The sequence below is a fragment of the Acidovorax sp. genome (genome assembly GCF_034519795.1).
Classification (GTDB): Bacteria; Pseudomonadota; Gammaproteobacteria; order Burkholderiales; family Burkholderiaceae_C; genus Acidovorax.
Genome location: NZ_JAXHOB010000014.1, coordinates 534,635 through 558,281, shown reverse-complemented (window position 1 = coordinate 558,281; position 23,647 = coordinate 534,635). Strand labels below are relative to the sequence as shown.

23 protein-coding genes are annotated in these 23,647 nt (G+C 69.6%); 13 read left to right on the top strand and 10 right to left on the bottom strand.

What is annotated here, in order from left to right:
- Positions 1–4: 4 nt before the first annotated feature.
- Together U5N23_RS19380 and U5N23_RS19375 are read right to left on the bottom strand one after the other, a co-directional pair.
- Positions 5–919 carry a polysaccharide deacetylase family protein gene (locus U5N23_RS19380; protein WP_322594359.1) on the bottom strand — a complete coding sequence of 305 codons (915 nt, stop codon included), beginning with the start codon at positions 917–919 and terminating at the stop codon, positions 5–7.
- Complete coding sequence (locus tag U5N23_RS19375) at positions 916–1,368, bottom strand: nuclear transport factor 2 family protein (protein ID WP_322594358.1); 453 nt, start codon at positions 1,366–1,368, stop codon at positions 916–918. Before U5N23_RS19375 ends, U5N23_RS19380 begins: the two co-directional genes overlap by 4 nt.
- Positions 1,369–1,635: 267 nt before the next feature.
- On the opposite strand from U5N23_RS19375, the gene U5N23_RS19370 reads away from it, so the two are divergent.
- From U5N23_RS19370 to U5N23_RS19350, 5 genes are all read left to right on the top strand, one after another.
- The gene (locus tag U5N23_RS19370; RefSeq protein WP_416208637.1) at positions 1,636–2,829 is read left to right on the top strand and encodes an ABC transporter substrate-binding protein; all 1,194 of its coding nucleotides are present in this window, start codon (positions 1,636–1,638) and stop codon (positions 2,827–2,829) included.
- A 75-nt stretch (positions 2,830–2,904) separates the two neighbouring features.
- On the top strand, positions 2,905–3,783 hold the full coding sequence (locus U5N23_RS19365) for a branched-chain amino acid ABC transporter permease (protein WP_322594357.1): 879 nt from the start codon (positions 2,905–2,907) through the stop codon (positions 3,781–3,783).
- Between the two features lie 62 nt (positions 3,784–3,845).
- Positions 3,846–6,338, top strand: coding sequence for a branched-chain amino acid ABC transporter ATP-binding protein/permease (locus tag U5N23_RS19360; protein ID WP_322594524.1), 2,493 nt, complete (start codon positions 3,846–3,848; stop codon positions 6,336–6,338).
- Between the two features lie 5 nt (positions 6,339–6,343).
- Positions 6,344–6,730, top strand: coding sequence for an oxalurate catabolism protein HpxZ (gene hpxZ, locus U5N23_RS19355; RefSeq protein WP_322594356.1), 387 nt, complete (start codon positions 6,344–6,346; stop codon positions 6,728–6,730).
- A 41-nt stretch (positions 6,731–6,771) separates the two neighbouring features.
- Positions 6,772–8,361, top strand: coding sequence for a gamma-glutamyltransferase family protein (locus tag U5N23_RS19350; protein ID WP_322594355.1), 1,590 nt, complete (start codon positions 6,772–6,774; stop codon positions 8,359–8,361).
- Positions 8,362–8,372: 11 nt separating this feature from the next.
- Here U5N23_RS19350 and U5N23_RS19345 read toward each other — a convergent pair whose 3' ends face one another.
- On the bottom strand, positions 8,373–8,798 hold the full coding sequence (locus U5N23_RS19345; RefSeq protein WP_057200328.1) for a hotdog fold thioesterase: 426 nt from the start codon (positions 8,796–8,798) through the stop codon (positions 8,373–8,375).
- Between the two features lie 163 nt (positions 8,799–8,961).
- On the opposite strand from U5N23_RS19345, the gene U5N23_RS19340 reads away from it, so the two are divergent.
- Positions 8,962–9,705: a zf-TFIIB domain-containing protein gene (locus U5N23_RS19340; protein ID WP_305744144.1), complete on the top strand. Its 744-nt coding sequence runs from the start codon at positions 8,962–8,964 to the stop codon at positions 9,703–9,705.
- 134 nt (positions 9,706–9,839) lie between these two features.
- On the opposite strand, the gene ubiM is transcribed toward U5N23_RS19340, so the two are convergent.
- The 4 genes from ubiM to U5N23_RS19320 form a co-directional block, all read right to left on the bottom strand.
- The gene (ubiM, locus tag U5N23_RS19335) at positions 9,840–11,114 is read right to left on the bottom strand and encodes a 5-demethoxyubiquinol-8 5-hydroxylase UbiM (protein WP_322594354.1); all 1,275 of its coding nucleotides are present in this window, start codon (positions 11,112–11,114) and stop codon (positions 9,840–9,842) included.
- Positions 11,115–11,193: 79 nt separating this feature from the next.
- Complete coding sequence (locus U5N23_RS19330; protein ID WP_322594353.1) at positions 11,194–11,631, bottom strand: hypothetical protein; 438 nt, start codon at positions 11,629–11,631, stop codon at positions 11,194–11,196.
- A 59-nt stretch (positions 11,632–11,690) separates the two neighbouring features.
- On the bottom strand, positions 11,691–12,584 hold the full coding sequence (locus U5N23_RS19325; RefSeq protein WP_322594352.1) for an alpha/beta hydrolase: 894 nt from the start codon (positions 12,582–12,584) through the stop codon (positions 11,691–11,693).
- Positions 12,585–12,824: 240 nt separating this feature from the next.
- Positions 12,825–13,430, bottom strand: coding sequence for a TetR/AcrR family transcriptional regulator (locus U5N23_RS19320; protein ID WP_322594351.1), 606 nt, complete (start codon positions 13,428–13,430; stop codon positions 12,825–12,827).
- A 138-nt stretch (positions 13,431–13,568) separates the two neighbouring features.
- On the opposite strand from U5N23_RS19320, the gene U5N23_RS19315 reads away from it, so the two are divergent.
- Both U5N23_RS19315 and U5N23_RS19310 read left to right on the top strand, forming a co-directional pair.
- Entirely contained in the window at positions 13,569–13,808 is a 240-nt protein-coding gene (locus tag U5N23_RS19315) for a DUF6139 family protein (RefSeq protein WP_322594350.1), read from the top strand.
- A gap of 152 nt (positions 13,809–13,960) precedes the next feature.
- A complete protein-coding gene (locus U5N23_RS19310; RefSeq protein WP_322594349.1) occupies positions 13,961–16,039 on the top strand; it encodes an acetoacetate--CoA ligase in 2,079 nt (692 codons plus the stop codon).
- A gap of 116 nt (positions 16,040–16,155) precedes the next feature.
- Here the strand turns inward: U5N23_RS19310 and U5N23_RS19305 are convergent, their stop codons facing one another.
- Together U5N23_RS19305 and U5N23_RS19300 are read right to left on the bottom strand one after the other, a co-directional pair.
- On the bottom strand, positions 16,156–17,160 hold the full coding sequence (locus tag U5N23_RS19305; RefSeq protein ID WP_322594348.1) for a tripartite tricarboxylate transporter substrate binding protein: 1,005 nt from the start codon (positions 17,158–17,160) through the stop codon (positions 16,156–16,158).
- Between the two features lie 49 nt (positions 17,161–17,209).
- Positions 17,210–19,075, bottom strand: a complete 1,866-nt coding sequence (locus U5N23_RS19300) for an acyl-CoA synthetase (RefSeq protein ID WP_416208636.1) — start codon at positions 19,073–19,075, stop codon at positions 17,210–17,212.
- Positions 19,076–19,521: 446 nt separating this feature from the next.
- On the opposite strand from U5N23_RS19300, the gene pssA reads away from it, so the two are divergent.
- Complete coding sequence (gene pssA / locus U5N23_RS19295; RefSeq protein WP_057266775.1) at positions 19,522–20,151, top strand: CDP-diacylglycerol--serine O-phosphatidyltransferase; 630 nt, start codon at positions 19,522–19,524, stop codon at positions 20,149–20,151.
- Between the two features lie 21 nt (positions 20,152–20,172).
- On the opposite strand, the gene U5N23_RS19290 is transcribed toward pssA, so the two are convergent.
- The gene (locus U5N23_RS19290) at positions 20,173–21,099 is read right to left on the bottom strand and encodes a DMT family transporter (protein WP_322594346.1); all 927 of its coding nucleotides are present in this window, start codon (positions 21,097–21,099) and stop codon (positions 20,173–20,175) included.
- A gap of 139 nt (positions 21,100–21,238) precedes the next feature.
- Between U5N23_RS19290 and minC the strand changes: the two genes are divergently transcribed.
- Genes minC through U5N23_RS19270 form a run of 4 tightly spaced genes read left to right on the top strand, consistent with a single transcriptional unit; the run spans position 21,239 to position 23,605 of the window.
- Positions 21,239–22,069: a septum site-determining protein MinC gene (gene minC, locus U5N23_RS19285; RefSeq protein ID WP_322594345.1), complete on the top strand. Its 831-nt coding sequence runs from the start codon at positions 21,239–21,241 to the stop codon at positions 22,067–22,069.
- 3 nt (positions 22,070–22,072) lie between these two features.
- Positions 22,073–22,891, top strand: coding sequence for a septum site-determining protein MinD (gene minD / locus U5N23_RS19280; RefSeq protein WP_007855951.1), 819 nt, complete (start codon positions 22,073–22,075; stop codon positions 22,889–22,891).
- 3 nt (positions 22,892–22,894) lie between these two features.
- The gene (minE, locus tag U5N23_RS19275; protein WP_007855949.1) at positions 22,895–23,161 is read left to right on the top strand and encodes a cell division topological specificity factor MinE; all 267 of its coding nucleotides are present in this window, start codon (positions 22,895–22,897) and stop codon (positions 23,159–23,161) included.
- A gap of 51 nt (positions 23,162–23,212) precedes the next feature.
- Positions 23,213–23,605 (top strand): VOC family protein, encoded by a 393-nt coding sequence (locus U5N23_RS19270; RefSeq protein ID WP_322594344.1) that lies wholly within the window; start codon positions 23,213–23,215, stop codon positions 23,603–23,605.
- Positions 23,606–23,647 lie beyond the last annotated feature (42 nt).

Below are 23,647 nucleotides of genomic sequence, written 5' to 3'. Positions count from 1 at the left end.
GGGCTCAGGCAGAGGGGAACAGGGCATCCACGTGCGCGCAGATGGCGCCGGGCGTGGTGAACCAGACGGCACCGGCATCCCGCGCGCGCGCCACGTGCTCCAGCGCGCGGCGCAGGTGGCGCAGGCGGTAGGGCTGGCCCACCAGGTAGGGGTGCAGGGCAATGCCCATGACCAGCGGCTGCGCGGCCGATTGCTGCAGCATCTCGTCGAAATTGTCGACAACCATCTGTGCGAAGTCCTTGCCGTCGAGCTGGCGCGCAATGATCATCGGGATGTCGTTGAGCTCCTGCGGGTAGGGAATCGACCACAGCCGCTGGCCACTGCGCGTGCGCATCGGCACGGGCTGGTCATCGTGCGCCCAGTTCAGGGTGTAGCGGTAGCCGGCCTCGGCCAGCAGGTCGGGCGTGGTGGGGCTCTCAGAGATCCACGGCGAGAGCCAGCCTGCGGGCGCGTTGCCGCTGGCTTTTGCGATGCGCTCTCGGCAGGCGGCGAGCAGGGCGGCCTCCTCGGCCTCGGCGAAGTCGCCCTGGCGCTCGGAATTGGTGTGGCCGTGGCCGATCAACTCGTCGCCGCGCGCCGTACAGGCTGCAAGCAGCTCCGGGCAGTGCTCGTACAGCGCCGTGTTCAGGATGCAGCCGGTCGGCAGGGCCAACTGGTCGAACAGCTCCAGGCAGCGCCAGGCGCCCACGCGGTTGCCGTACTCGCGCCAGCTGTAGTTGAGCACGTCGGGCTCGGGCGAAGCCGGGCCGATGCGCGCGCCCAGGCCCCCGCCGAAGGCGAAGTGCTCCAGGTTGAAACCCAGGTACACCGCCAGGCGCGCGCCGTTTGGCCAAGTGTAGTCGGGGCGGCGGGTGATGGGCGTGTAGCCGAAGCGCCCGTGGCCTGGCAGGGGGCCGTCGCCGTAGATGCTGGTGGTCATGCGCCGGCACCTTCGGAGGGCGACCAGGGCGCGGCCAGGCCGGCACGCACCAGCAGCCATTCGGCGCTGTCGTTCCACACGTCCATGCGCACGATCAGGCCGCGCTGCAGCACGTAGCGGTCCACATAGCGGTTGCCCTCGAACGGCGTGCCATCGGGCCAGGCGCCGTAGAGCGTGCCGGTGTTGTAGACCACGGCCTCTTCGTGCGTGGCGCCGGCCACCACGTCGGTGCTGCCGAACTTCTTTTTCACCCAGGCGTAGCGCGTGGCGTTGAAGGCGCTGCACTCGGCCGGCTGGCGCATGGGGCGCCCGCCCGTGAAGCGGATGGCCAGGCCGGGCGCGACGAAGCGGCTCGCGGCCACGGGGTCCGGAATCATCACCAGGCGCAGGAACTCTTCGACGATGGCGCCGGCGTCCTGGGTGGGGGGTGTATGTGCTTGCTGCTGCATGTTGGTGCTCCTGATCGCACCACCGGAGTGCGAAATGTTGCGCGGGCTGCCTCGGAATGGGGCGGAACGCGGTGAACTGTCTTTGGCTTTTGTTGTCAGCAAAGCGTGTGCCAGGTTGTCGACAATGACGTATCAATAAAGTTGCCAATAGATGTTGGTGTTTGTTGACATTGGCACGGTGCTTGCTGGTGGAGCCACCCGAGGCGGTCCGACACCCGCCCACCGATCCGTTCATTCCCGTCCACCCGCCACTGCAGGAGAACCGCCATGCCTTTCACCACCCGCCGCCGCTTTGCCGTCGCCACGCTCGCCACCGCTGCCTGGGCCGCCATGGGCGCCCTGGGCGCTGCCCATGCCGCCGAGCCCATCAAGGTCGGTCTGGTCACGGCGCTCTCGGGCCAGTCGGCATTGGCGGGGGACGCCATCACGCGCGGCCTGACCATTGCCATCGATGAGATCAACGCCAAGGGCGGCCTGCTTGGCGGCCGCAAGCTCGAACTGGTGCGCCGCGACGACGAGGCGAACCCCGCCAAGGGCGTGACGGCTGCGCGCGAACTGATCTACAAGGAAAAAGTGGCCGTGCTCTTCGGCGGGCTGGACACGCCGGTTTCCATCGCCATCGTGCAACTGGCCAACCAGGAAAAGGTGCCCTTCATGGGCCCGTGGGCCGCAGGTACGCCGGTGACCAAGAACGGCGCCAAGCCCAACTTCGCGTTCCGCGTCTCGGCCGTGGACGAGATCGTCGACCGCGGCATGCTGGCCTATGCGCAGAAGACCTTCAATGCCAAGAACCCCGGCATGATCCTGGTGAACAACCCCTGGGGCGAGTCCAACGAGAAGGGCCTGACCGCAGCCCTGGCCGCCAAGGGCATGAAGGCTGCCGGCATCGAGAAATTCGGCGACAGCGACGTGGACGTGGTGCCCCAGCTCACGCGCCTGAAGGCCGCCGGCGCCGATGCGCTGTTCCTGGTCGGCAACGTGGGCCCCTCGGCCCAGGTGGTCAAGTCGCTCGACCGCATGGGCTGGCAGGTGCCCATCGTCTCGCACTGGGGCCCTGCGGGCGGCCGTTTCACCGAGCTGGCCGGCCCCAACGCCAAGAACGTGCACTTCGTGCAGACCTACAGCTTCTTCGGCAAGCAGGGCCCGGTGGGCGAGAAGGTGCTGGCGGCCCTCAAGGCCAAGTACCCCGAGATCAAGGGCCCCGACAACATCACCCCCGCCGTGGGCGTGGCCAACGCCTACGACGCCATGCAGCTGGCGGCGCTGGCCATCGCCCAGGCCGGCAGCACCGACGGCGATGCCGTGCGCCAGGGCTTCTACAAGATCGGCAAGTACGAGGGCCTGATCAAGGGCTACGACAAGCCCTTCAGCGAAGCCAACCATGACGCACTGAGTGAGAACGACTACGTGTGGGCGCAGTTCATCGGCAATCGCATCCTGCCCGTGGGCCTCGAAAAGTAAGCGCGCCACGCCACGCTGTCCCGCGCCCAAGGCGGCGCGGGACGTTCCCTGCTCTTCCAATTTTTGAACACCACGATGCTCTTTCTCTCCGCCCTGATCAGCGGCATCGGCCTGGGCAGCATGTACGGGCTGATGGCGCTGGGCTTTCACGTCACCTTCGTCGTCTCCGGCACCGTGAACTTCGCCCAGGGCAGCTCCATGATGCTGGGCGCCGTGCTCACCTACGGCTTTGCCATGGTGCTGGGTTGGCCCATGGCGCTGGCCGTGCTGCTGGCGCTGCTGCTGTGCGCGCTCTACGGCCTGGCCGTGGAGTTCTTCGCCGTGCGCCCGTTCGCGCGCCGGGGCTCCGACGCCTGGCTCATGGCCACCGTGGCGCTGGGCATCGTGGTCGACAACCTGGCCATGTTCACCTTCGGCAAGGAGCCGCGCAGTCTGCCCTCGCCGCTGGCCCAGGCACCGATGACGCTGGGCGACATCGGCCTGGGCGTGTACCCGCTGCAGCTCCTCATCCCGGCCATCGGCCTGGTGCTGGCCGCCGTGCTGCATTTCGTGGCGCGGCGCACGCGCTGGGGCACGGCCATGCTGGCCGTGGTGCAGAACCGCGATGCGGCGCGGCTCATGGGCATCCCCATCGGGCGCGTGGTGTCGGCCGCGTTCGCGCTGTCGGCCGTATTCGCCGGCGTGGCCGGTGTGCTCATCGCACCGCTCGTGAACGTGCAGTCCGACATGGGCACGCTGTTCGGCCTCAAGGCCTTTGCGGTCGCCATCCTGGGCGGTATCGGCAGCGCCTGGGGCGTCATGGCCGCAGGCCTGCTGTTCGGTGTGGCCGAGGCGCTGATCACCTCCACGCTGGGCTCGGGCTACACGCAGATCCTCACTTTCTCGCTCGTCATCGTGGCGCTGGCCCTGCGGCCCAACGGGCTGTTCGGGCGTGCCCTGGTGCGCAAGGTATGAAGACCACTTTCCCCTCCATGCAGAACGCATCCTCCCTTCCTGCGTCCGCGCGCGGACTGGCCATGCCCACCCTGCTCGTGCTCACCGCACTGGGCGTGGCGGCGGGCCTGGCGCTGGCCACGCAGGTCAATGGCTACTACGTCTTCGTGCTGGCCAACGTGGCGCTGCTGGCGCTGGTGGGCATCGGTCTGAACGTGCTGCTCGGCCTGTCGGGCCAAGTCTCGTTTGGGCACGTGGGCTTCTACGCCATCGGCGCCTACGCCGTGGCCATTCTCACCACCAAGGCCGGCTGGAGCTTCTGGGCCGCCTGGCCGGTCGCTGCCGTGCTGGCCGGCGCCATGGGCGCGCTCCTCGCCTTGCCGGCACTGCGCGTCAAGGGACCGTACCTGGCCATGGTGACGATTGCCTTCGGCCTGATCGTGGAGCACAGCGCGGTGGAGATGCGCGAGCTCACCGGCGGGCAGAACGGCATCATGGGCATTGCCGCACCGGCACTGGGCATCGATGCCCTGCGGGGCGAGCGCGCCATCGCAGTGTTGGCCATCGTGGCCGTGGCGGTGGCGCTGCTGGCCTATGTGCGGCTCTCGCGTGGCGCCTGGGGCGCCGCGTTGCGCGCGGTGCGCGACTCCGAGACGGCGGCCGAGTCCATCGGCCTGAACCCGCTGGTCGTGAAGACCGTGGCGTTCGCCGTGTCGGCCCTGCTCGCGGGGCTGGCGGGTGGGCTGTATGCGCCGCTGTCGGGCTTCGTCACGCCGCACAGCTTTTCCTTCCTGCAGTCCATCCTGTTCGTGCTGGTGGTGATGATCGGCGGCGCGGGCAGCATCGCCGGGCCGCTGGTGGGCGCGGTCATCGTTGGCCTGCTGCCCGAGCTGCTGTCCAGCCTGGAGGAGTACCGCCTGCTGTTCTTCGGCGCGCTGCTGCTGGTGGTGCTGTGGGTGGCGCCGCAGGGCCTGGTAGGGCTGCTGGCGCGCCTGCACCGCAATGCGCCGGCCAGCGTGGATGCGGGCACCGCATCAGGCGCTGCCTTGCCAGCCCTGAAACCCGAGGGCAGCCGTGCGCTGAGCGCGCAAGGCCTGTCCATGGTGTTCGGCGGCGTGCGCGCGGTGAGCGAGCTGTCGTTCGCAGTGCGGCCCGGTGCCGTCACCAGCCTGATCGGGCCCAACGGCGCGGGCAAGAGCACGGTGCTCAACATGCTCAGCGGCTTCTACACCCCCACCAGCGGCGGCGCGCTGCTGGGCGCCGAGCCGCTGCAGGGCCGCGGTGCCTGGCGCATCGCGCGGGCCGGCGTGGCGCGCAGCTACCAGACCTCGCAGCTCTTCGGTTCGCTCAGCGTGCTCGACAACGTGGCCCTGGCGCTGGCACGCGGTGGCCTGGGCCCCTTGCTGGGCGATGGCCGCGTATGCTCGCCCGGTGCCCGGGACGAAGCGCGCGCGCTGCTGGCCTGGTGCGGCTACCGGGGCGCCGTGCAGGTGCCGGCAGCCGACCTGGCCCACGTGGACCGGCGCCTGGTGGAGATTGCCCGCGCACTGGCCCTGCGGCCCGAGGTGCTGCTGCTCGACGAGCCGGCCGCCGGCCTGTCTGCCGAGGACAAGGACCAACTCTCCGCCCTGCTGCGCCGCATTGCCGACCAGGGCGTGGGCGTGCTGCTGGTGGAGCACGACATGGCGCTGGTGATGGGCCTGTCGGACCATGTGGTGGTGATGGAGTCGGGCCGCCACCTGGCCGAGGGCTCGCCGGCCGAGGTGCAGGCCCACCCCGCCGTGCGCAAGGCCTACCTGGGCGATGGCGCAGGCGGTGCGGTGGCCGTGCACGCCGCCTCGGCACGCACCCTGCTGGCCGAGGCGCCCGAGGTACTGGGCGTGGGGCGGCTCACCACCGGCTATGGCGCCGAGCCTGTGCTGCACAACGTGGACCTGCGTGTGCGCCAGGGCGAGATGGTGGCGCTGCTGGGCGCCAACGGCGCGGGCAAGTCCACGCTGATGCGCACCCTGGCGGGCCTGCACCGGCCGCTGTCGGGCGGCATCCACATGGACGGCGTGGAGTTGGGCCCGCTGCGCGCCGAGCAGATCGTGGCGCGCGGCCTGGTGCTGGTGCCCGAGGGCCGCCAGGTGTTTCCCGAACTTTCGGTGCTCGACAACATCCGCCTGGGCGCCTTCCTCCACCCCGAGGGCCGCGAGGTCCGGGTGGAAGAGATGCTGCAGCGCTTTCCGCGCCTGCGCGAGCGCCTGCACCAGCGCGCCGGCCTGCTGTCGGGCGGCGAGCAGCAGATGCTGGCCATCGCCCGTGCCCTGATGAGCCGCCCGCGCGTGCTATTGCTCGACGAGCCCTCGCTGGGCCTGGCGCCCAAGGTCATCGAAGAGCTGTTCGCCTCGCTGGCGCGCCTGCGCGACGAATCCATGACCCTGGTGCTGGTGGACCAGATGGCGGCGCTGGCGCTGTCGCTGGCCGACCGGGCCTATGTGCTCGAAGGCGGGCGCGTGGTGGCCCAGGGCACGGCGGCGGAGATCGCCGCCAACGATGCCCTGACCCGGGCCTACCTCGGAGGGGGGCATTGAACGCCATGGACAACACCGCCATCAACCTGCCCGATGTCCTGGCCGAAGTCACTGCCGCGTTTGTTCGCTACGAGCATGCCCTGGTCCACAACGAAGTGGATGTGCTCGATGCGCTGTTCTGCCATAGCCCGCACACCGTGCGCTATGGCGCCACGGAATGCCTTTACGGCATCGATGCAATCCGCGCCTTCCGCAGCGGCCGTTCTGCGGCCGGCCTGGCGCGAACGCTGTGCAACACCACCCTCACCACCTACGGGCGCGACTTTGCCACCGCCAGCACCGAATTCACGCGCGAAGGCAGCGCGCGCACGGGCCGCCAGCAGCAGACCTGGGTGCGCATGCCCGGCCAGGGTTGGTGTGTTGTCGCAGCCCATGTATCGTTGATGGATTGACCGACAAACGACGGACCGACCGATACCCAGGAGACTTCTCGATGTTGCACAGCCTGCAAAGCCGCGGTGGCATGGTCACCGCCCCCCACCACCTGGCCGCACAGGCCGGCGCCGCCGTGCTGCGCGAGGGTGGCAACGCGGTCGAGGCCATGGTCGCGACAGCCGCCGCCATCGCCGTGGTCTATCCGCACATGAACGGCCTGGGCGGCGATGGCTTCTGGCTCATCCACACGCCTGGCACGGCGGCACCGGTAGCGGTGCGCGCCTGCGGTGGCGCGGCCCAGGCGGCGGACGCGGCCTTCTACCAGGCGCACGGCGACGCGGCCATCCCCACGCGCGGACCGCGCGCGGCGCTCACCGTGGCAGGTGCCGTCGGCGGTTGGGCCGAGGCGTTGGAAGTGGCGCGCGCCTGGGGCGGCAAGCCCTTGCCGCTGGCGCGCCTGCTCGAAGACGCCATCCGCCATGCGCGCGAGGGCATGCCCATCACCACCTCCCAGGTCGAGCTGACCCGCACCAAGTGGGCCGAGCTTGAACATGTGCCCGGCTTTGCCGCCGCCTTCGCGCCCGAGGGGCAACCGCAGCGGGGCGACACCTTGCGCCAGCCGCGCATCGCCGCCACCTTGCAGCGCCTGGCCGAGGCCGGGCTGCACGACTTCTACCGCGGCGACCTGGCGCGCAGCATGGCGCGCGACCTGCAGGCCCTGGGCAGCCCGCTGGCGCTGGCCGACCTGGAGGGCTGGCACGCGCAGCGGGTGGCAGCGCTGGAAGTGCAGCTGTCGGCGGGCCGCGTTTTCAACCAGCCGCCGCCCACGCAGGGCGTGTCCTCGCTGGCCATCCTGGGCCTGTTCGACCGCCTGGGCGTGGGCCAGGCCGAGGGCTTCGACCACGTGCACGGCCTGGTGGAATCCACCAAGCGCGCCTTCGCCTGGCGCAACAAGCATGTGGGCGATCCGGCCTTCATGCGTGCCGACCCGGTGGCCTTCCTGCAGGCCGCCGCGCTCGACGCCGAGGCCGCGCGCATCGACAAGGCCCGCGCCGCGCCCTGGCCGGAGCCCACGGAGCCCGGCGACACGGTGTGGATGGGTGCTGCCGATGCCCAGGGCAATGTCGTCAGCTACATCCAGAGCATCTACTGGGAGTTCGGCAGCGGCATCGTGCTGCCCGAGACAGGCCTGCACTGGCAGAACCGCGGCGCCTCGTTCACGCTCGGCGCCGGGCCCAACCAACTGGCCCCGGGGCGCCTGCCGTTCCACACCCTCAACCCGGCATTGGCGCACCTCAAAGACGGCCGCGTGCTGGCCTACGGCACCATGGGCGGCGAGGGCCAGCCGCAGACGCAGGCGGCGGTGTTCACGCGCCACGTGCTCTTCGGCCAGGACATGCAGGCGGCGGTGACCGCGCCGCGCTGGCTGCTGGGCCGCACCTGGGGCGACCACTCCACCAACCTCAAGCTCGAATCGCGCGCGGACCCGGCCCTGGTGGACCGGCTGCGCGCCGCCGGCCACGACGTGCAGGTGGTGGGCGCCTTCGAGGACATGATGGGCCATGCAGGGGCGGTGGCGTTCCACCCCGACGGGCGCATCGAGGGCGCGACCGACCCGCGCGCCGACGGGGTCTGCGCGGCCGTTTAGGCCGTATTGCCTCAGCGCGGCGCCAGGATCGCCATGGTGATGCGCGACACGCAGGTCATCTCGCCGGCGTCGTTGACCATGTCGATCTGCCACACATGCGTGGTGCGGCCGATGTGCACCGGGCGTGCCGTGCCCGTCACCCAGCCGCTCTGGGTGGAGCGCAGGTGGTTGGCGTTGATATCGAGGCCCACGGCGCGGTAGCCCTCGGGGCAGGAGTGGGCAGCGCCCACCGAGCCCAGGGTTTCGGCCAGCACCACGCTCACGCCGCCGTGCAGCAGGCCGTAGGGCTGGTGGGTGCGCTCGTCCACGGGCACGCGGCCGCGCACGAAGTCGTCGCCGACTTCCAGGAACTCGATCCCCAGGTGCGGCACGGCGGTGCGCAGGCTGTGGTGGGTGAGCGATTCGACGGTGATGGGTTTCTTCCAGATGGCAGGCATCGTTGATCTCTTCTCTCGCAGAGGGCGCCGTCAGGCGCCCGTCGGGTTGGCAACACGCCATTGTGCTTCGGTTCGGCGACCTGGGCTGCGGGTTGCGTCGCCAGCGGGTCGGCTCGCCAGCGCGCTACCATGGCCGCATTCCCGTCGACTTTCCACCCGTCCCATGCAGCACCTGCCCTCTTGCCCCTCCTGCCGCCAGCCCATGGAAGCGCACCAGTTCGCCACCAACCAGGGAGGCATGCAGACGCTCGACCTGTGCTTTGCCTGCCAGGGCATCTGGTTCGACCGGCACGAGAACCTCAAGCTTGCGCCTGCGGCCGTGGTGGAACTGTTCAGGCTGCTGCACGAGCACCGGACGGACGAGCGGCGCCCGTTGCAGAACAGCCTGGCCTGCCCGCGCTGCGTGCGCCCGCTGGCGCACGGCTTCGACCTGGTGCGCAGCGGCCGCTATGTGCTCTACCGCTGCGCCAGCCAGCATGGCCGCTTCAGCACCTTCTCGTCCTTCATGGTGGAGAAGGGCTTCGTGCGCCACATGACCAAGCCCGAGGTGGCCGACCTCGCCAAGCGCGTGGGTGCCATCTACTGCACGGGCTGCGGCTCGCCGGTGGATATCCGCAAGGACCACGCCTGCCCCTACTGCCGCGCTGCGTTCTCGCTGATCGACCCCGAGGCCGTGAAAAGCGCGCTGGAGGGCTATGCCCAGGCCGGTCAGCGCGCCGCCCAACTGCACCCGCCCCAGCGCACCGACCTGGCGGACGCACTGGTGTCGCTGGAGCGCGACCGCACGCGCGCCGAGCGCGAGCGGCAGAAAGAGCGCTTCACCAGCGCCAATGCGTCCGACGCAGGCGTCACCGGCGATCTGCTCGTGGCCGGGGTGGCCCTCGTCTGGGGCATGCTGAGTTCTTAGAGCGGCTCACAAAACTCTTCTGGCGTCGTTGCTGCGTCTTGTCGTACTGCTCGTACTGCTCGTACTGCCTGCGACGCAGCGCCTGGCCAGAACCGCTTCGCTGGGTTTTGTTGGCCGCTCTTAGGCCAGGCTTTTCAGTCCCAGGGCCGCAGCGCGGTCCGGTGCGGCGCGGCAGCGAGCGCGCCCATGCGCCCGGTGAGCTGCCCCACGATGGCCGCCTGCAGCGGTGGCAGGTGCCGCGCCAACTGCAGCACGCCCTGGCGCAGCAGGCGTGGCACGGGCCGGGCATCGGTGTACAGGCGCACGAGGGCGTTCGTGCCCTGGTACATCGGCCAGGCATTGCGGTGGTGCGCGCTGGCATAGCGGGCCAGGGCCGCGCCATGGCCCGGGTCGTGGCCCTGGTGGCGGCCTGCCACAAGCGCCGCGACCAGGCGCTCCACCCCTGCCAGCCCGAGGTTGAAGCCATGGGCCGTCACCGGGTGCATGCCCACGGCGGCGTCGCCCAGCAGCGCGCAGCGCGGCCCGGCAAAGCGCGGGGCGTACACGCCGACCAGCGGGTAGGCATGGCGCTCGCCGTCCAGTGCCATGGGCCCCAGCCGCTGCTGGAACTGGGCCTGCACCCGTGCGGCGAAGGCCTCGGGCGGCAGGGCCATCAGGGCCGCGGCATCGGCGGCCCCGGCCGTGACCACCACCGAGCACACGGGCTGGCCGTCCGTTGTGTCGGGCAGGGGCAGGATGGCGAGCGTGCGCTCGTAGCCAAAGCATTCGTGGGCCGTGCCGCCGTGCGGCAGGGCATGGCGCATGCGGCAGACGATGACCGTGCGGCCGAAGTCGGTGATGTCCGCGCCGATGCCCAATTGGCGGCGCGTGGCCGAAAAGCGGCTGTCGGCCGCCACCAGCAGGGGTGCGCGCAGCTGCAGCGTCTGCGAGGCGCCCGTGCCTTCGGCCGGCGCCAGCGTGCAATCAAGTTCGGCATGCTCGGCCCCGGTGGCGACCCGTTGCACCTGCGCGCCGCTGAGGATGCGCACGTCCGCCATGCGCGCGGCCACCGCATGGGCCGTGCGCCGCAGCGCATGGTTGGAGACGATGGCACCCAGCGCCTGCGTGCCGCCGGTGTGCAGCCGCAGGGGGCCGTGGCGACCCAGGGGGCCGTCGTGCACCTGGGCCTCGCGGATCGTGCCGCGTTCGTGCGCCTGCAGGCCGGCCCAGGTGCCCAGGCGCTGCAGGGTGGCCACGCTGGGGTGGGTGAGCGCGATCTCGCGGCCGTCGGGTGCTGGGTCGGCCAGTGCCGCCTCGGGCTGCTGCTCCACCACCGTGGTGCCGAAGCCGGCCTGCGCCAGGGCAATGGCGAGCGAAAGCCCGGCGGGGCCGCCGCCCACGATGAGAACGTCACTTCGGGAAGAAGCCATGGCAAGAGGGTATGGGCGCACCCGCTGTGGGTGCGTGCCCATTGTGCTGCCCCCGTGCCAGCAAGGGCTTTGCCCTGGGTCAAGCCTTGCGCGACTTGCTGGCTGCCTTGGCCGGCTTTATCTTCTTGCCAGCACCCGGTTTGCCGCCGCCGCGCAGGTGCAGCACCCAGGCCACCAGCAGCCACAGGAAGGACAGCGGCACGGAATACGCCGCCACAGCGGCCATGGACAGCGGCGGCGCCGTAATGGAGCGCGGGTTGGCGATGGTCTGCAGCAGCCGGCGCGTGCCGTCGCCCAGCGCCGGCGTGCCCTGCACACCGCCCGTGCGCGACATGCGCGCGGCCATGAAGAGCATGAACTCCATGAGCAGCGCACCGATCAGGAAACAGGCCACCAGGGCCAGCAGTTGCAGGAAGGCGCGCCGATCGCCTCGGGCGAGAAAGACAATGGCGGACAGCACGACCAGGGCGAGCAACACCCAGACCAGGATGGGCCAGGCGGACATGAGCAGGGACATCGGGAATTCGGGTCGGCAGGAACAGGCTGCCGATCATAGGCCTGGCACCCGGGGCGGTATCAGCCCTGTATGAAATCCGCCACGGCGCGCAGCACCGCGTCGTCCTGCAGCAGCTTGCGATGGCCCAGCCCATCGGTGGCCAGCAGCTGCGCGCCCGCGATGTGGTCGCGGTAGGCCTCGCCATCGGCAAAGCGGTTGATGCGGTCGCCCCGGTCGTGCACCACCAGCGTGGGCTGGGCGATGCGCGGCCCCACGGCCTGGGGTTCGAACTGGGGCATGAGGATGCCTTCGCGCGCTTCGATGTGCCGCTCCATGGCGGCGCGCGTGGTCTCGGTCAGGCCGAACACCTGTGCGAACAGCCGGGTGTACTCACGCGGCGACGCGGGCGGCGCCAGCAGCACCAGCCGGGCGGCCGGCAGGCCCCGGCTGGCGGCATGGGCCGCCGCATTCGCCGCCAGCGAATGGGCGACCACGGCGGCCAGCGTGCCCCCCCGCGCCTGCAGACGCGCCGTGGCGTATTCGATGGCGCGGGCGAACTGCGGCAGGTTGCTCACCCGTCCGCGGCTGCCGCCGTGGGCGGGCAGGTCCACCAGCACCGGGCGCATGCCGCGCGCGGCCAGGGCGTCTGCCAGGGGCAGCATGTGCCGCGCATGCCCGCCCCAGCCATGGGACAGCAGCACCACGGGGCCGTCGGTGGGCAGGTCGCTGCGGGTATAGAGCGTGATCTCGGCATCCTCGAAGGGCCAGCGCTCCGCTTGCCAGCCTGCGGCGGGCAGTGCCTGTTGGCCGCTCTTGCGCAAGGGCAGGGGCGTGCCGAAGAGGCGGTAGGCGCTGCGCACGGCAAGCCGGGGCCACAGGCGCTGCGCCGTGCCCAGCGCCAGGCGCACCAGGCGCATGCCGGCATGCGCGCCGTAGAAGTTCGAGGTGGCCTGTACGGCAGTGGACTGGCTCATGGTGGGGCTCCGAAAGCGATGGACGGGGGTGAAGCGGGCGGCGGCGGGTCAGTAGAAGACCCAGTCACGGTTGTTGCGCGGAAGGCCGGCGAGTGCCTTGCGCAGCACATGGATGGCGCCTGCGATGGCGGCCGCGGCCGCAATGCCACAAAGGATCAATATGGTGGTTGTCTTTCTTCGCACGACTGTGCGAAATTTGGGCGAACAAGAACAAGGGTTGCCATGGCGTATGCCCGGGTGTCAGGCGGTCTGGTAACTCTTGACGAGGCGCGCCCAGGACGCCTCGGTGCGGTGCACTGCCTGCGGATCGCGCAGGAAGCGGACATCGTGCAACAGGCCCATCATCAGGGCGTAGATCTCCGCGACCAACTGGTCGGCCGGGGTGTCACCAGGCAGGTGCCCGGCCTCGGTGGCCTGCAGCACGGTGCGGCGCAGCGCGGCTCGCCAGCGCGTGATCTCGGAGTGCAGCAGGTCGCGCAGCTCGCCGGTGCGGTCGTCGAGCTCGAAGGCCCCGGCGATGTAGATGCAGCCCGTGAAGGCCTCCACATCGCGGGTGCGAGCGATCCAGCGGCGCACGATTTCGTGCAGGCGCGGCAGGCCCTTGGGCTGCTGCATGGCGGGCACGAACACCTGGGCCAGGAAGCTGCGACCGTACTCTTCGATCACGGCCTTCTGCAGCGCCTCGCGCGAGCCGGCGCGCGAAAACACGCCGCTCTTGGACAGGCCCACCCGGTCGGCCACGGCCTGCAGGGTGATCGATTCCAGCCCGTCTGCCGCAGCGACATCCAGCGCGGCCCCGATGATGGCGGCGCGTGTGAGTTCTGCTTTCTGGGTCTTGGCGTCCATGGCCGCAATTTAGCACAACTGTGCTAAAAAAGACGCACCTGTTCCGGCATGGCCCTGCCGGCAGCGCGAGTTTTTCCTACGGCGTGTTCCCCGCAGGGGCAGTAGAGTGGGTCTTTTGTAACCGCCAAAGGACCAACCATGCGCGTGGACATCTACCGTCGGGCCGAAGCTGAGGGCCGTTTCTCCCACCTGGCCGTGCCGGAAGGAAAGCGGATTCCGGAGGAAGCGACGAACACGGATTGGGACACCGAGGTGAAAGGCCAGGACCTGGACGAAGATGCCGAGCGCTGGGACCCCTACGGAATCGTCAAGCCCGGGGCCCAGCTCAAGGAGAAGGGCTACGCGATCACGGGCCTGCACGAGCCGGAAGGTGCCTGACCCCGGCCCTTGCGCAGCCGGATGACCGGCGCCAGGCCAGGAGGCCAGCCGCAGGAGTGCGGGGTCTCTATGGCCCATGACCGGGAGGGTTTGTCAATCCGGTGACGGCGCCGTATGGCACGCCTGCGCCAGCACTGGTACGCTGCGTCGCCATGGAGACAAACAACACCCCCCCGTTCATTCCCCAGATCCGTCTGTACCAGGACTGGCTGCGCGAGCAGCGCGGCCTGGCCTTCGACAACTACGACGCGCTGTGGCGCTGGTCCACCACCGAGCTCGACGCCTTCTGGCACAGCGTCTGGGACTACTTCGAGATCGAGTCGCCCAAGCCCCCCACCGTGGCGTTGGCGAAGAACACCATGCCCGGGGCCGAGTGGTTCCCGGGCGTGCAGCTCAACTACGCGCGCCAGGCGCTGCGCCATGTGCAGGCGGCCCATGCCGCCGGCCTGCCGGCCATCGTCAGCCGCAACGAAAAAGGGCAGCACCGCGAGCTGGCCTGGCCCGAGCTGCACCGCCAGGTGGCCTCGCTGGCGCTGCACCTGAAGGCCCAGGGCGTGCAGCCCGGCGACCGCGTGGCCGCCTACCTGCCCAACATCCCCGAGGCCATGGTGGCCCTGCTGGCCACGGTGAGCATCGGCGCCGTGTGGAGCATCTGCGCGCCCGACATGGGCACGAACGCGGTGCTCGACCGCTTCCGCCAGATCGAGCCCAAGGTGCTGATCGGCGTGGACGGCATCACCTACGGCGGGCGCGACCACGACCGCACGGGCGTGCTCACCGAGCTGCGCGCAGCGCTGCCCAGCGTGCAGCACGCCATCCTGGTGCCCAACCTCGATGCGGCGGCCACGCTGCCCGGCTGGTCCGACTGGGCGGCCGACGTGGCCGCCAACGGCGCGGCGGTCGACGCCTTCGAACCGGCGTGGATGCCCTTCGACCACCCGCTGTGGATCGTCTACTCCAGCGGCACCACGGGCCTGCCCAAGCCCATCGTGCACGGCCACGGCGGCATGGTGCTGGTGGCGCTGCAGCTCAAGGTGCTGCACAACGACATCGGCTGCAGCTACGAGGCCAACAGCTTCGGCGAGCGCTACCACTGGTACAGCTCCACCGGCTGGGTGATGTGGAACGCCCAGGCCAGCGGCCTGCTGTCGGGCACCACCTGCGTGATCTACGACGGCAATCCCGGCGGCAGCAAGGACAGGCCCGACTGGGGCACGCTGTGGCGCTTTGCGGCCGAGACGGGTGTGACGTTTTTCGGTGCAGGCGCTGCCTTTTTTGCCAACTGTATGAAGTCGGGGTTGGACATCGCTGCCTGCGGCGACCTCTCGCGCGTGCGCGCCCTGGGCACCACAGGGTCGCCGCTCTCGCCCGAGGTGCAGGCCTGGGGCACGGCGCAGTTCGCGCGCATAGGCACGCCCGACATCTGGTGGAACAACATCTCGGGCGGCACGGACTTCTGCGGCGCCTTCATCGGCGGCCACCGCGAGATGCCCCAGGTGCCCGGAGAGATGCAGTGCCGCATGCTGGGCGCCGCGGTGGAATCGTGGAACGCCCAGGGCGAGCCGGTGAAGGACGAGGTGGGCGAACTGGTCTGCGTGCAGCCCATCCCTTCCATGCCGCTGTACCTGCTGAACGACCCGAAAGGCGAACGCTACCTCTCCAGCTACTTCGACATGTACCCGCCGGGCCATGGCCGCCGGCCCGGCGGCGGCGACACCGGGCCCGAGGCCGGCGCCGTCTGGCGCCATGGCGACTGGCTCAGGATAGATGGTGCCAGCGGCGGCTGCATCATCTACGGCCGATCCGACGCCACCATCAACCGCCACGGCCTGCGCATGGGCACGAGCGAGATCTACAGCGCGGTGGAGGCCCTGCCCGAGGTGCTCGACAGCATGGTGGTCGACCTCGAGTACCTGGGCCGCGAGAGCTACATGCCGCTGTTCGTGGTGCTGCGCGAGGGCGTGGCGCTCGACGAGGCCGTGCGCCAGCGCCTGAATGTCGCCGTGCGCACCGCGCTGAGCCCGCGCTTCGTGCCCGACGACATCTTCCAGGTGCCCGAGATCCCGCGCACCCTGAGTGGCAAGAAACAGGAGCTGCCCATCAAGAAGCTGCTGCTGGGCCAGCCCATCGAGAAGGTCGTCAACAAGGACGCCATGGCCAACCCAGGCTGCCTGGACTGGTATGTGGCGTTTGCCAACCAGCGGGCTGCCAAGGCGGCAGCGCAAGGCTGAGCAAGGCTCTCGGCCTGCAAAGCGGGCGCGCCCGAAGCCAGTGCCCCGTGCAAGGGCCGCCCCGCCGCACCGGGGGCGTCCCCCTTCAGGGGGATGCTGCGAAGCAGCTCAGGGGGTCAGTCAAGCTTTGCGCCCGACTGCCTGATCAAACGCTCCCACACCGGCCGCTCCTTCATGTACGCGGCCTTGAACTCGGCCGGCGAGCTGGCCTTGGCCTCGAAGCCCATGCCCGCAATGCGCTGTGCCACATCGGGCAGCTGCACGGCCTTGCGCACCTCGGCCGCCAGGCGCTCCAGAATGGCCGGTGGCGTGCCCGCTGGCGCAGCAAAGGCCAGCCAGCCAGCCACGCGGTAAGCCTCGTCGTTCATGCCCTGCTCGGCCAGCGTGGGCACATTGGGCAGGATGCCCATGCGCCGCTCACCGGTCACGCCCAGCGCCTTGAGCTTGCCGGCGTCGATGTGCGGCTTGGCCACCAGCGCGCTGGCGTAGGCCATCTGGATCTGGCCGCCGATCAGGTCCTGCACCATGGGCGCTTCGCCCCGGTAGGCCACATGGCTCATGTCGGCGTTCTGGGTGAGGCTCATGTAGGCGCCCGCCAGGTGCGGGTAGGCGCCCGTGCCGTAGGAACCATAGGCCACCTTGCCCTTGTTGGCGGCGGCGTACTTGAGCAGCTCGGGGCCGGTGGCCACGGGCACACTGGGGTGGGCCACCAGCACCAGCGGGGCGATGGCGATCTGGTAGATCAGCGCCAGGTCGCGCTGCGGGTCGTAGGGCAGCTTTTCGTAGAGGAACTGGTTGGTCAGCAGCGAGTTGCTCAGGCCCAGCACGATGGTGTAGCCATCGGGCGCTGCCTTGGCCACGGCATCGGTGCCGATGATGCCGGCCGCGCCTGGCTTGTTGTCGATGACCAGGGGCTGGCCCAGGCCGGGCGCCATCTTCTCGGCGAGCACGCGGGCCAGCACGTCGGTGGCGCCGCCCGGTGCGAAGGGCACGATCACCTTGATCGGCTTGGTGGGGTAGGCTGGCTGCTGCGCCAGCGCGGCCATGCCGGTGAGGGTGCCGATGGCCAGAGCGGCTGCGCCGAGCCAGGTGCGCCGTTGAAGGGTTGAAAAGCTTGGCATGGTTTTGTCTCCTGGAGTAGTTGTTGGCGATGCGGTGTGAAGGGATCGGTCAGGTTGCGGGGGGCGACAGCGCCACCTGCACCTTGACGGGCAGGGGCTCCAGCACCTGGCGCAGGCGCTCCAGCAGTGCCTGCGAGCCTGCGGCGGCGGCATCGACGGCGACACGCACGGCGCTCTCGCCCTCGGCCTGCACGGTGGGGCGTTCGGCTACGCTGAGCTCGGTGCACAGGCTGTCCACCAGCGCCTGCACGGTCTGGCAGGCGGCCTTCTGGCGCAGGGCGGGCTTGTAGATCTTGCCCACGTTGGTCACGGGCATGGTGTCCAGCACAGTGATGCGGCGCGGCCGGGCCACGGCCTCGTCCACGCCTGCGCTGGCGAAGTCGAGCAGCTCGGCCTCGCTGGCCTGCTGGCCTGGCACCAGCGTGGCGAACACCACGGGCAGCTCGCCCGCATAGGCATCGGGTGCCCCCACGGCGGCGCACAGCTGCACGGCGGGGTGGGCGCCCAGGGCATCCTCGATCACCTTGGGGTCGATGTTGTGGCCGCTGCGGATGATGAGGTCCTTGGAGCGCCCGCTCAGGTGCAGCCGGCCCTCGGCATCGACGAACCCCAGGTCGCCCGTGGCCAGCCAGCCATCGGGCGTGAAGGCCCGGGCCGTGTCGGCCGCATCGAGGAAGCCCGAGAACAGGTTAGGCGAATGGAACAGCACCATGCCCGGCTCGCCGGGCGGCATCTCCTGGTCCGAGGCATTGCCGTGCGCATCGAGCGCCACGATGCGCAGCCGCGTGTAGGGCAGGCGCCAGCCCACGCAGCCTGCGGGCGCGTCCACGCCGGGCGGTGTGATGGTGGAGATGCCGGCCATCTCGGTCATGCCCAAGCTCTCGTGCACCTGCAGGCCGAACAGGCGCGCAAAGCGCGCTGCGAGCTCGGGCGCCAGCACGGCCGCACCCGTGCGGCAGTAGCGCAGGGCCGAGATGTCGGCCCCGTCCAGCGGCACATTGGCCAGTGCCGCCAGCACCGTGGGCACGGCCGACAGGTAGGTGCAGCGGTAGCGCTCGGCCAGGCGCCAGTAGTTGGCGATCACCTGGCGGTTGCGGAACAACCCGGCGGTCGGGATGATGGTCTCCACCCCGGCTGAGAGCGCGGCCAGCGCGCCCGGCAGCACACCCGCCACGTGGAACAGCGGGTAGCCGTTGATGCCCGCGTCTTCGGGCCGCATGCCCTGCATCTGCACGCAGGCCCAGGCCGTGAACACCTGCGCCCCGTGGCTGTGGCGCGCGAGCTTGGGCGCCCCCGTGGTGCCGCCGGTGTGGAAGTAGGCGGCGATGTCGCCGGCCACGATGCGCCGCCCGCTCACCAGCCTGTCGTCGGGCTGGGCGCTGCGGCTGGCAAAGTCGATCACGCCCTCAGGCAGGGGGCCGGCGGCGCCGGGGGCCTCGCCGTGCGGTGCCACGCGCAGCACGGTGCGCAGCGTGGGCACCTGGCTGCGCAGGCCCATGGCCTTGGTCCAGAAGCCCGAGTCGCCGTCCTCGCCATAGGCGATCAGCACCTTGGCACGGGCCAGGCGCATCATGGACGCGAGCTTTTCGGGCGTGAGCAGCGGGTTGAGCGGCTGCACGATGCCGGCCGCCTCGCCACCCCACAGCGCCAGGTGGTATTCCAGGCAGCCGGGCAGCAGCACCGCCACGGCATCCCCAGGTTCCACGCCCAGGTCGTGCAGCAGGTTGGCCGTCTGGTGGATGCCGGCCAGCAGCTGCGCGTACGAGCAGCGCACGGGCTCGTCCGCCGGGTCGGCGGTGGGCAGAAAGCTCAGTGCCGTCTTGTCGCCAAAGGCATGGGCCGAATTGCAGAAAATTTCGTAGGTGCTCTGCACCGGCAGCGCCTGGGCCAGCGGCAACGCCTCCAGGCGCTCCACGTCCTGCAGGCTGCGCACCGGGAACGCCGGAGCGAAAGGGGCCGACAAGGGCGGGCGCTGGTGCGGGGTCCCGGTGGCGGTCGTCATGCGCAGGCCCCCCAGCCCGTGGCGACAAGGGTGGGGCAGGGCGACTGTGCGCTCCCGGCTGTGTGCATGGTGTTGTCTCCTGGCAAATCGGGTCCATCCTGAAAAACAGGTGGAGAGGCCATTGTTGGTGCGCGCCGATTTTTTGACAATCCTATAAATTCATGGACACACTGTTCAAAGAATTCATACAGCCAATGGCGTCTTTGCGAGGCGCCTGCGCCTGGGGCCTTGCGCCGAAATCCCGCAAGTAGGGGCCGCCTGCCGATGCCACCGCTTGCGGGCGGGTGATGTGCCTACAGGAGCCGGCGCCCATGGCCGCCCATAATGTGGCGTCACCACTTCCCCTGGCGCGACCCGACATGACCACTCCCCAACCCCATCCCAAGCGTTTTTCGATGATCCGCGAGTTCCACCTGGCCGACTGGTTCACGCTGGGCAACGCGGTGTGCGGCGTCGGTGCGCTGTTCTCGGCCATGACCTACCTGGCAACCGGGGATGTGCTGCATGTCTACTTTGCCGCTGCCCTGGTGCTGGCGGCCCTGATCTTCGACGTGCTGGACGGCCGCATCGCGCGCTGGCGCCAGAAGAGCTCGGCCATGGGGCGCGAGCTCGATTCGCTGGCCGACGTGATCTCGTTCGGCGTGGCTCCCGCCATCATGGCCTACGGCTGCGGCATGCAGGGCCTGTATGACCGGGTGGTGCTGGCCTACTTCGTGGCCTGCGGCGTCTCGCGCCTGGCACGCTACAACGTCACGGCCGAAACGCTCTCGGGCGACGACGGCAAGGTCCGGTACTTCGAGGGCACGCCCATCCCCACCTCCATCGTGCTCGTGGCCTTGCTGGCCCTGGCCGGCTACATGGGCGCGCTGGGCGAGAACCTGTGGTTCGGCAAGGTGCTGGTTGGCGGCTTCACGCTGCATCCGCTGGTGCTGCTGTTTGCGGTTTCGGGTTCCTTGATGATCAGTCGCATCCGTATTCCAAAATTCTGAAGTGGGACGTGCCCTGAATTCTCAGGCTGTCGCGGGTTTGCGATTCACCAGCACGATGCCCGCCGCCACCAAGGCCAGGGCCACCACCAGCCCCGTGGTCACTGGCTCGCCCAGCCACCAGGCGCCGAACAGCAGCGCGAAGACCGGCGTCAGGAACACGAACACCGAGATGCGCGTGGCCGGGTAGTGGGCCAGCATCCACATCCAGGCCAGGTAGCTCACGAAGGCGCCCACCAGGGCCTGCACCAGCAGCGAACCCCAGGCGAAGGCGCTGAAGTGCCAGGTCCAGGTCTCGCCCAGCGCCAGGGACAAGAGGGGCAGCACGGCGGCGCTCACGCCCACCTGGTAGAGCAGCTGCTTGGCCGGTGCCACGCGCGTGAGCGGCGTGGTGCGGATGACCACCGTGGTCAGTGCCCACATCAGGCCGGCGGCCACCCCCAGCAGGTCGCCGAGCCAGGCCTGGGGCATGGCGGCGTTGGCCGGGCCCACCATGCCGTCGCCCAGTGCCAGACCCACGCCCACGAAGGCCGCGGCCAGGCCCAGCCATTGCCAGCCGCGCAGCCGCTCGCTGGGGATGAAATGCGGCAGCAGCAGCGCCACCCAGAACGGCGCACCGTACAGGAACACCGTGAGCCGCGAGGCGCTGGTGTACTGCAGGCCGACATAGATGCAGGCGAACTCGCCTGCGAACAGGGTGCCTGCCAGCAGCCCGGCGCGCAGCGCGCCTGCGGGCTCGCTGCGGCTGGACAGGGGCACGCCGCGCCACAGGCACCAGGCAGTCACGGCCAGCGCCGCCAGCACGAAGCGCACGAAGGCCTGGAACACCGGGGCCACTTCGGCCACGGTGGCCTTCACCAGCACCTGCTGGAAGCCCCAGAACATGCAGCAGGCGAGCAACAGGCCGACGGCCAGGGAGTCGAGATGGGTTTTGCGGGCAATAGTGGGCATCGGCCGATTATGGAAGGGGTGTGCCAGGGCTGCCGGGAACGCCTGAAACGTTGCGAGACAGGGCCTGTGTGGGCCCACGGTACACTTTGCGGCTGGCGATACCGGCTTTCGGGCGCTTTCTTCACCCCACTCCGTTGACATGGCCTTTTCCACGGCGGCCCAGGTCCGCACCCGCTTCGATCTCAAGAGCGCATCGCTGTCCGTGGTGGCGGTGCTGCTCAAGACCACCGATGCCGCACAGTTCGCCGCCGAACTGGCCGAGCGCGTGGCCGACGCCCCGGGCTTTTTCGACAACGACCCGGTGCTGATCGACCTGGCCCTGGTGCGCGAGGCCGAGGAGGCCATCGATTTTGCCGCCATCGTCGCCGTGCTGCGCGAGCACCGCACCCTGCCCGTGGCGGTGCGCGGCGGCAGCGATGCCCAGATGGAGGCCGCCCGCGCCGTGGGCCTGGCAGCCGTGCCCGATGCGCCGCCGGCCCGGGCCGAGGCCGCAGCCCCTGCGGTTGAGCCCGAACCGGAGTCCGAGGCGCAGGCCCCGGTGCAGGAAGTCATCCGCGAGGTGGTGCACGAGGTCGAGGTGGTGCGCGAAGTGCCCGTGGCCAGGCCCGGCACCATGGTCATCGACAAGCCGCTGCGCTCGGGCCAGCAGGTCTATGCGCGCGGTGCCGACCTGGTGGTGCTGGCCATGGTCAGCTTCGGTGCCGAGGTGATCGCCGACGGCAACATCCACGTGTACGCCCCGCTGCGCGGGCGCGCCATCGCCGGCGCGCGCGGCAACACCGAGGCGCGCATCTTTTCCACCTGCATGGAGCCGCAACTGGTGTCCATTGCAGGCATCTACCGCACGACGGAGACCGCACTGCCCGACGACGTCGCGGGCAGGCCGGCCCAGGTGCGCCTGGAGGGCGAGAAGCTCTTCATCGAGCCGCTGCGCAATCCCGTTCGTATCAACCCCAGAGAGATCCAATAATCCATGGCCAAAATCGTCGTCGTGACCTCCGGCAAGGGTGGTGTGGGCAAGACCACCACCAGCGCCAGTTTTGCCACCGGGCTCGCCCTGCGCGGCCACAAGACCGCCGTGATCGACTTCGACGTCGGCCTGCGCAACCTGGACCTCATCATGGGCTGCGAGCGCCGCGTGGTGTACGACCTCATCAACGTGATCCAGGGCGAGGCCAACCTGAACCAGGCCCTCATCAAGGACAAGCAGTGCGAGAACCTGTTCGTGCTGGCCGCCAGCCAGACACGTGACAAGGACGCCCTCAAGCAGGACGGCGTGGAGAAGATCCTCAAGGACCTGGCCGAGATGGGCTTCGAGTACATCGTCTGCGATTCGCCCGCCGGCATCGAAAGCGGCGCACTCATGGCCATGCACTTTGCCGACGAGGCCTTGCTGGTGACCAACCCCGAGGTCTCCTCTGTGCGCGACTCCGACCGCATCCTGGGCATGCTGGGCAGCAAGACCAAACGCGCCATCGAGGGCGGCGAGCCGATCAAGGAGCACCTGCTCATCACACGCTACAACCCGAGCCGGGTCGAAGACGGGCAGATGCTCTCGCTCGAAGACATCCAGGACATCCTGCGCATCAAGCTGATCGGCGTGATCCCCGAGTCCGAGGTGGTGCTGCAGTCGTCCAACCAGGGCACGCCCGCCATCCATGCCCAGGGCACGGATGTCTCGGAAGCCTACAAGGACGTGATCGACCGTTTCCTCGGCCAGACCGACAAGCCCCTGCGCTTCATCGACGCGGAGAAGCCGGGCTTCTTCAAACGCCTGTTCGGGAGCAAGTAAGCCATGGCATCGTTTCTCTCCTTCCTGCTGGGCGAAAAGAAGAAGACCGCCAGCGTCGCCAAGGAACGCCTGCAGATCATCCTGGCGCACGAACGCAACGGCCGCAACGCCTCCGAACCCGACTACCTGCCCGCGCTGCAGCGCGAACTGGTGCTGGTGATCTCCAAGTACGTGAAGATCAACCCCGAAGACCTCAAGGTGCACCTGGAACGCCAGGACAACCTGGAAGTGCTCGAGGTGAAGATCGAGCTGCCCGACACCGTGCGCTGAGGTCTCGCGCCGCTTTCGTGCGGCAAGCATTCTTGAGGAGGTGATCGGCGCATGCTGTCCCATGTCCATATCGGCGTGAACGATTTCGGGCGCGCCCTGGCCTTCTATGGCCCGGTGCTGGAGCGCCTGGGCCTGGTGCAGCGCTTTTGCGAAGCGCAGGTGCCCTGGGCCGGCTGGCAGGCGCCTGGCGTGGCGCGGCCGCTGTTCCTCATCGGCCGCCCATTCGACGGCCAGGCCGCCAGCCCCGGCAACGGCGCCATGAACGCCTTGCTGGCGGCCGACCGCGCCACCGTGGACGAAGTTCATGCCCTGGCCCTGCGCCATGGCGGCCGTTGCGACGGCCCCACCGGCCTGCGCCCCCAGTACCACGCGAACTATTACGGGGCGTATTTTCGCGATCCGGACGGCAACAAGCTGTGCGTGTGCTGCCACGGTGCGGCCTGAACAACCTTCTGGCCGGCTTATTGCTTAACATTAGGGTTATCC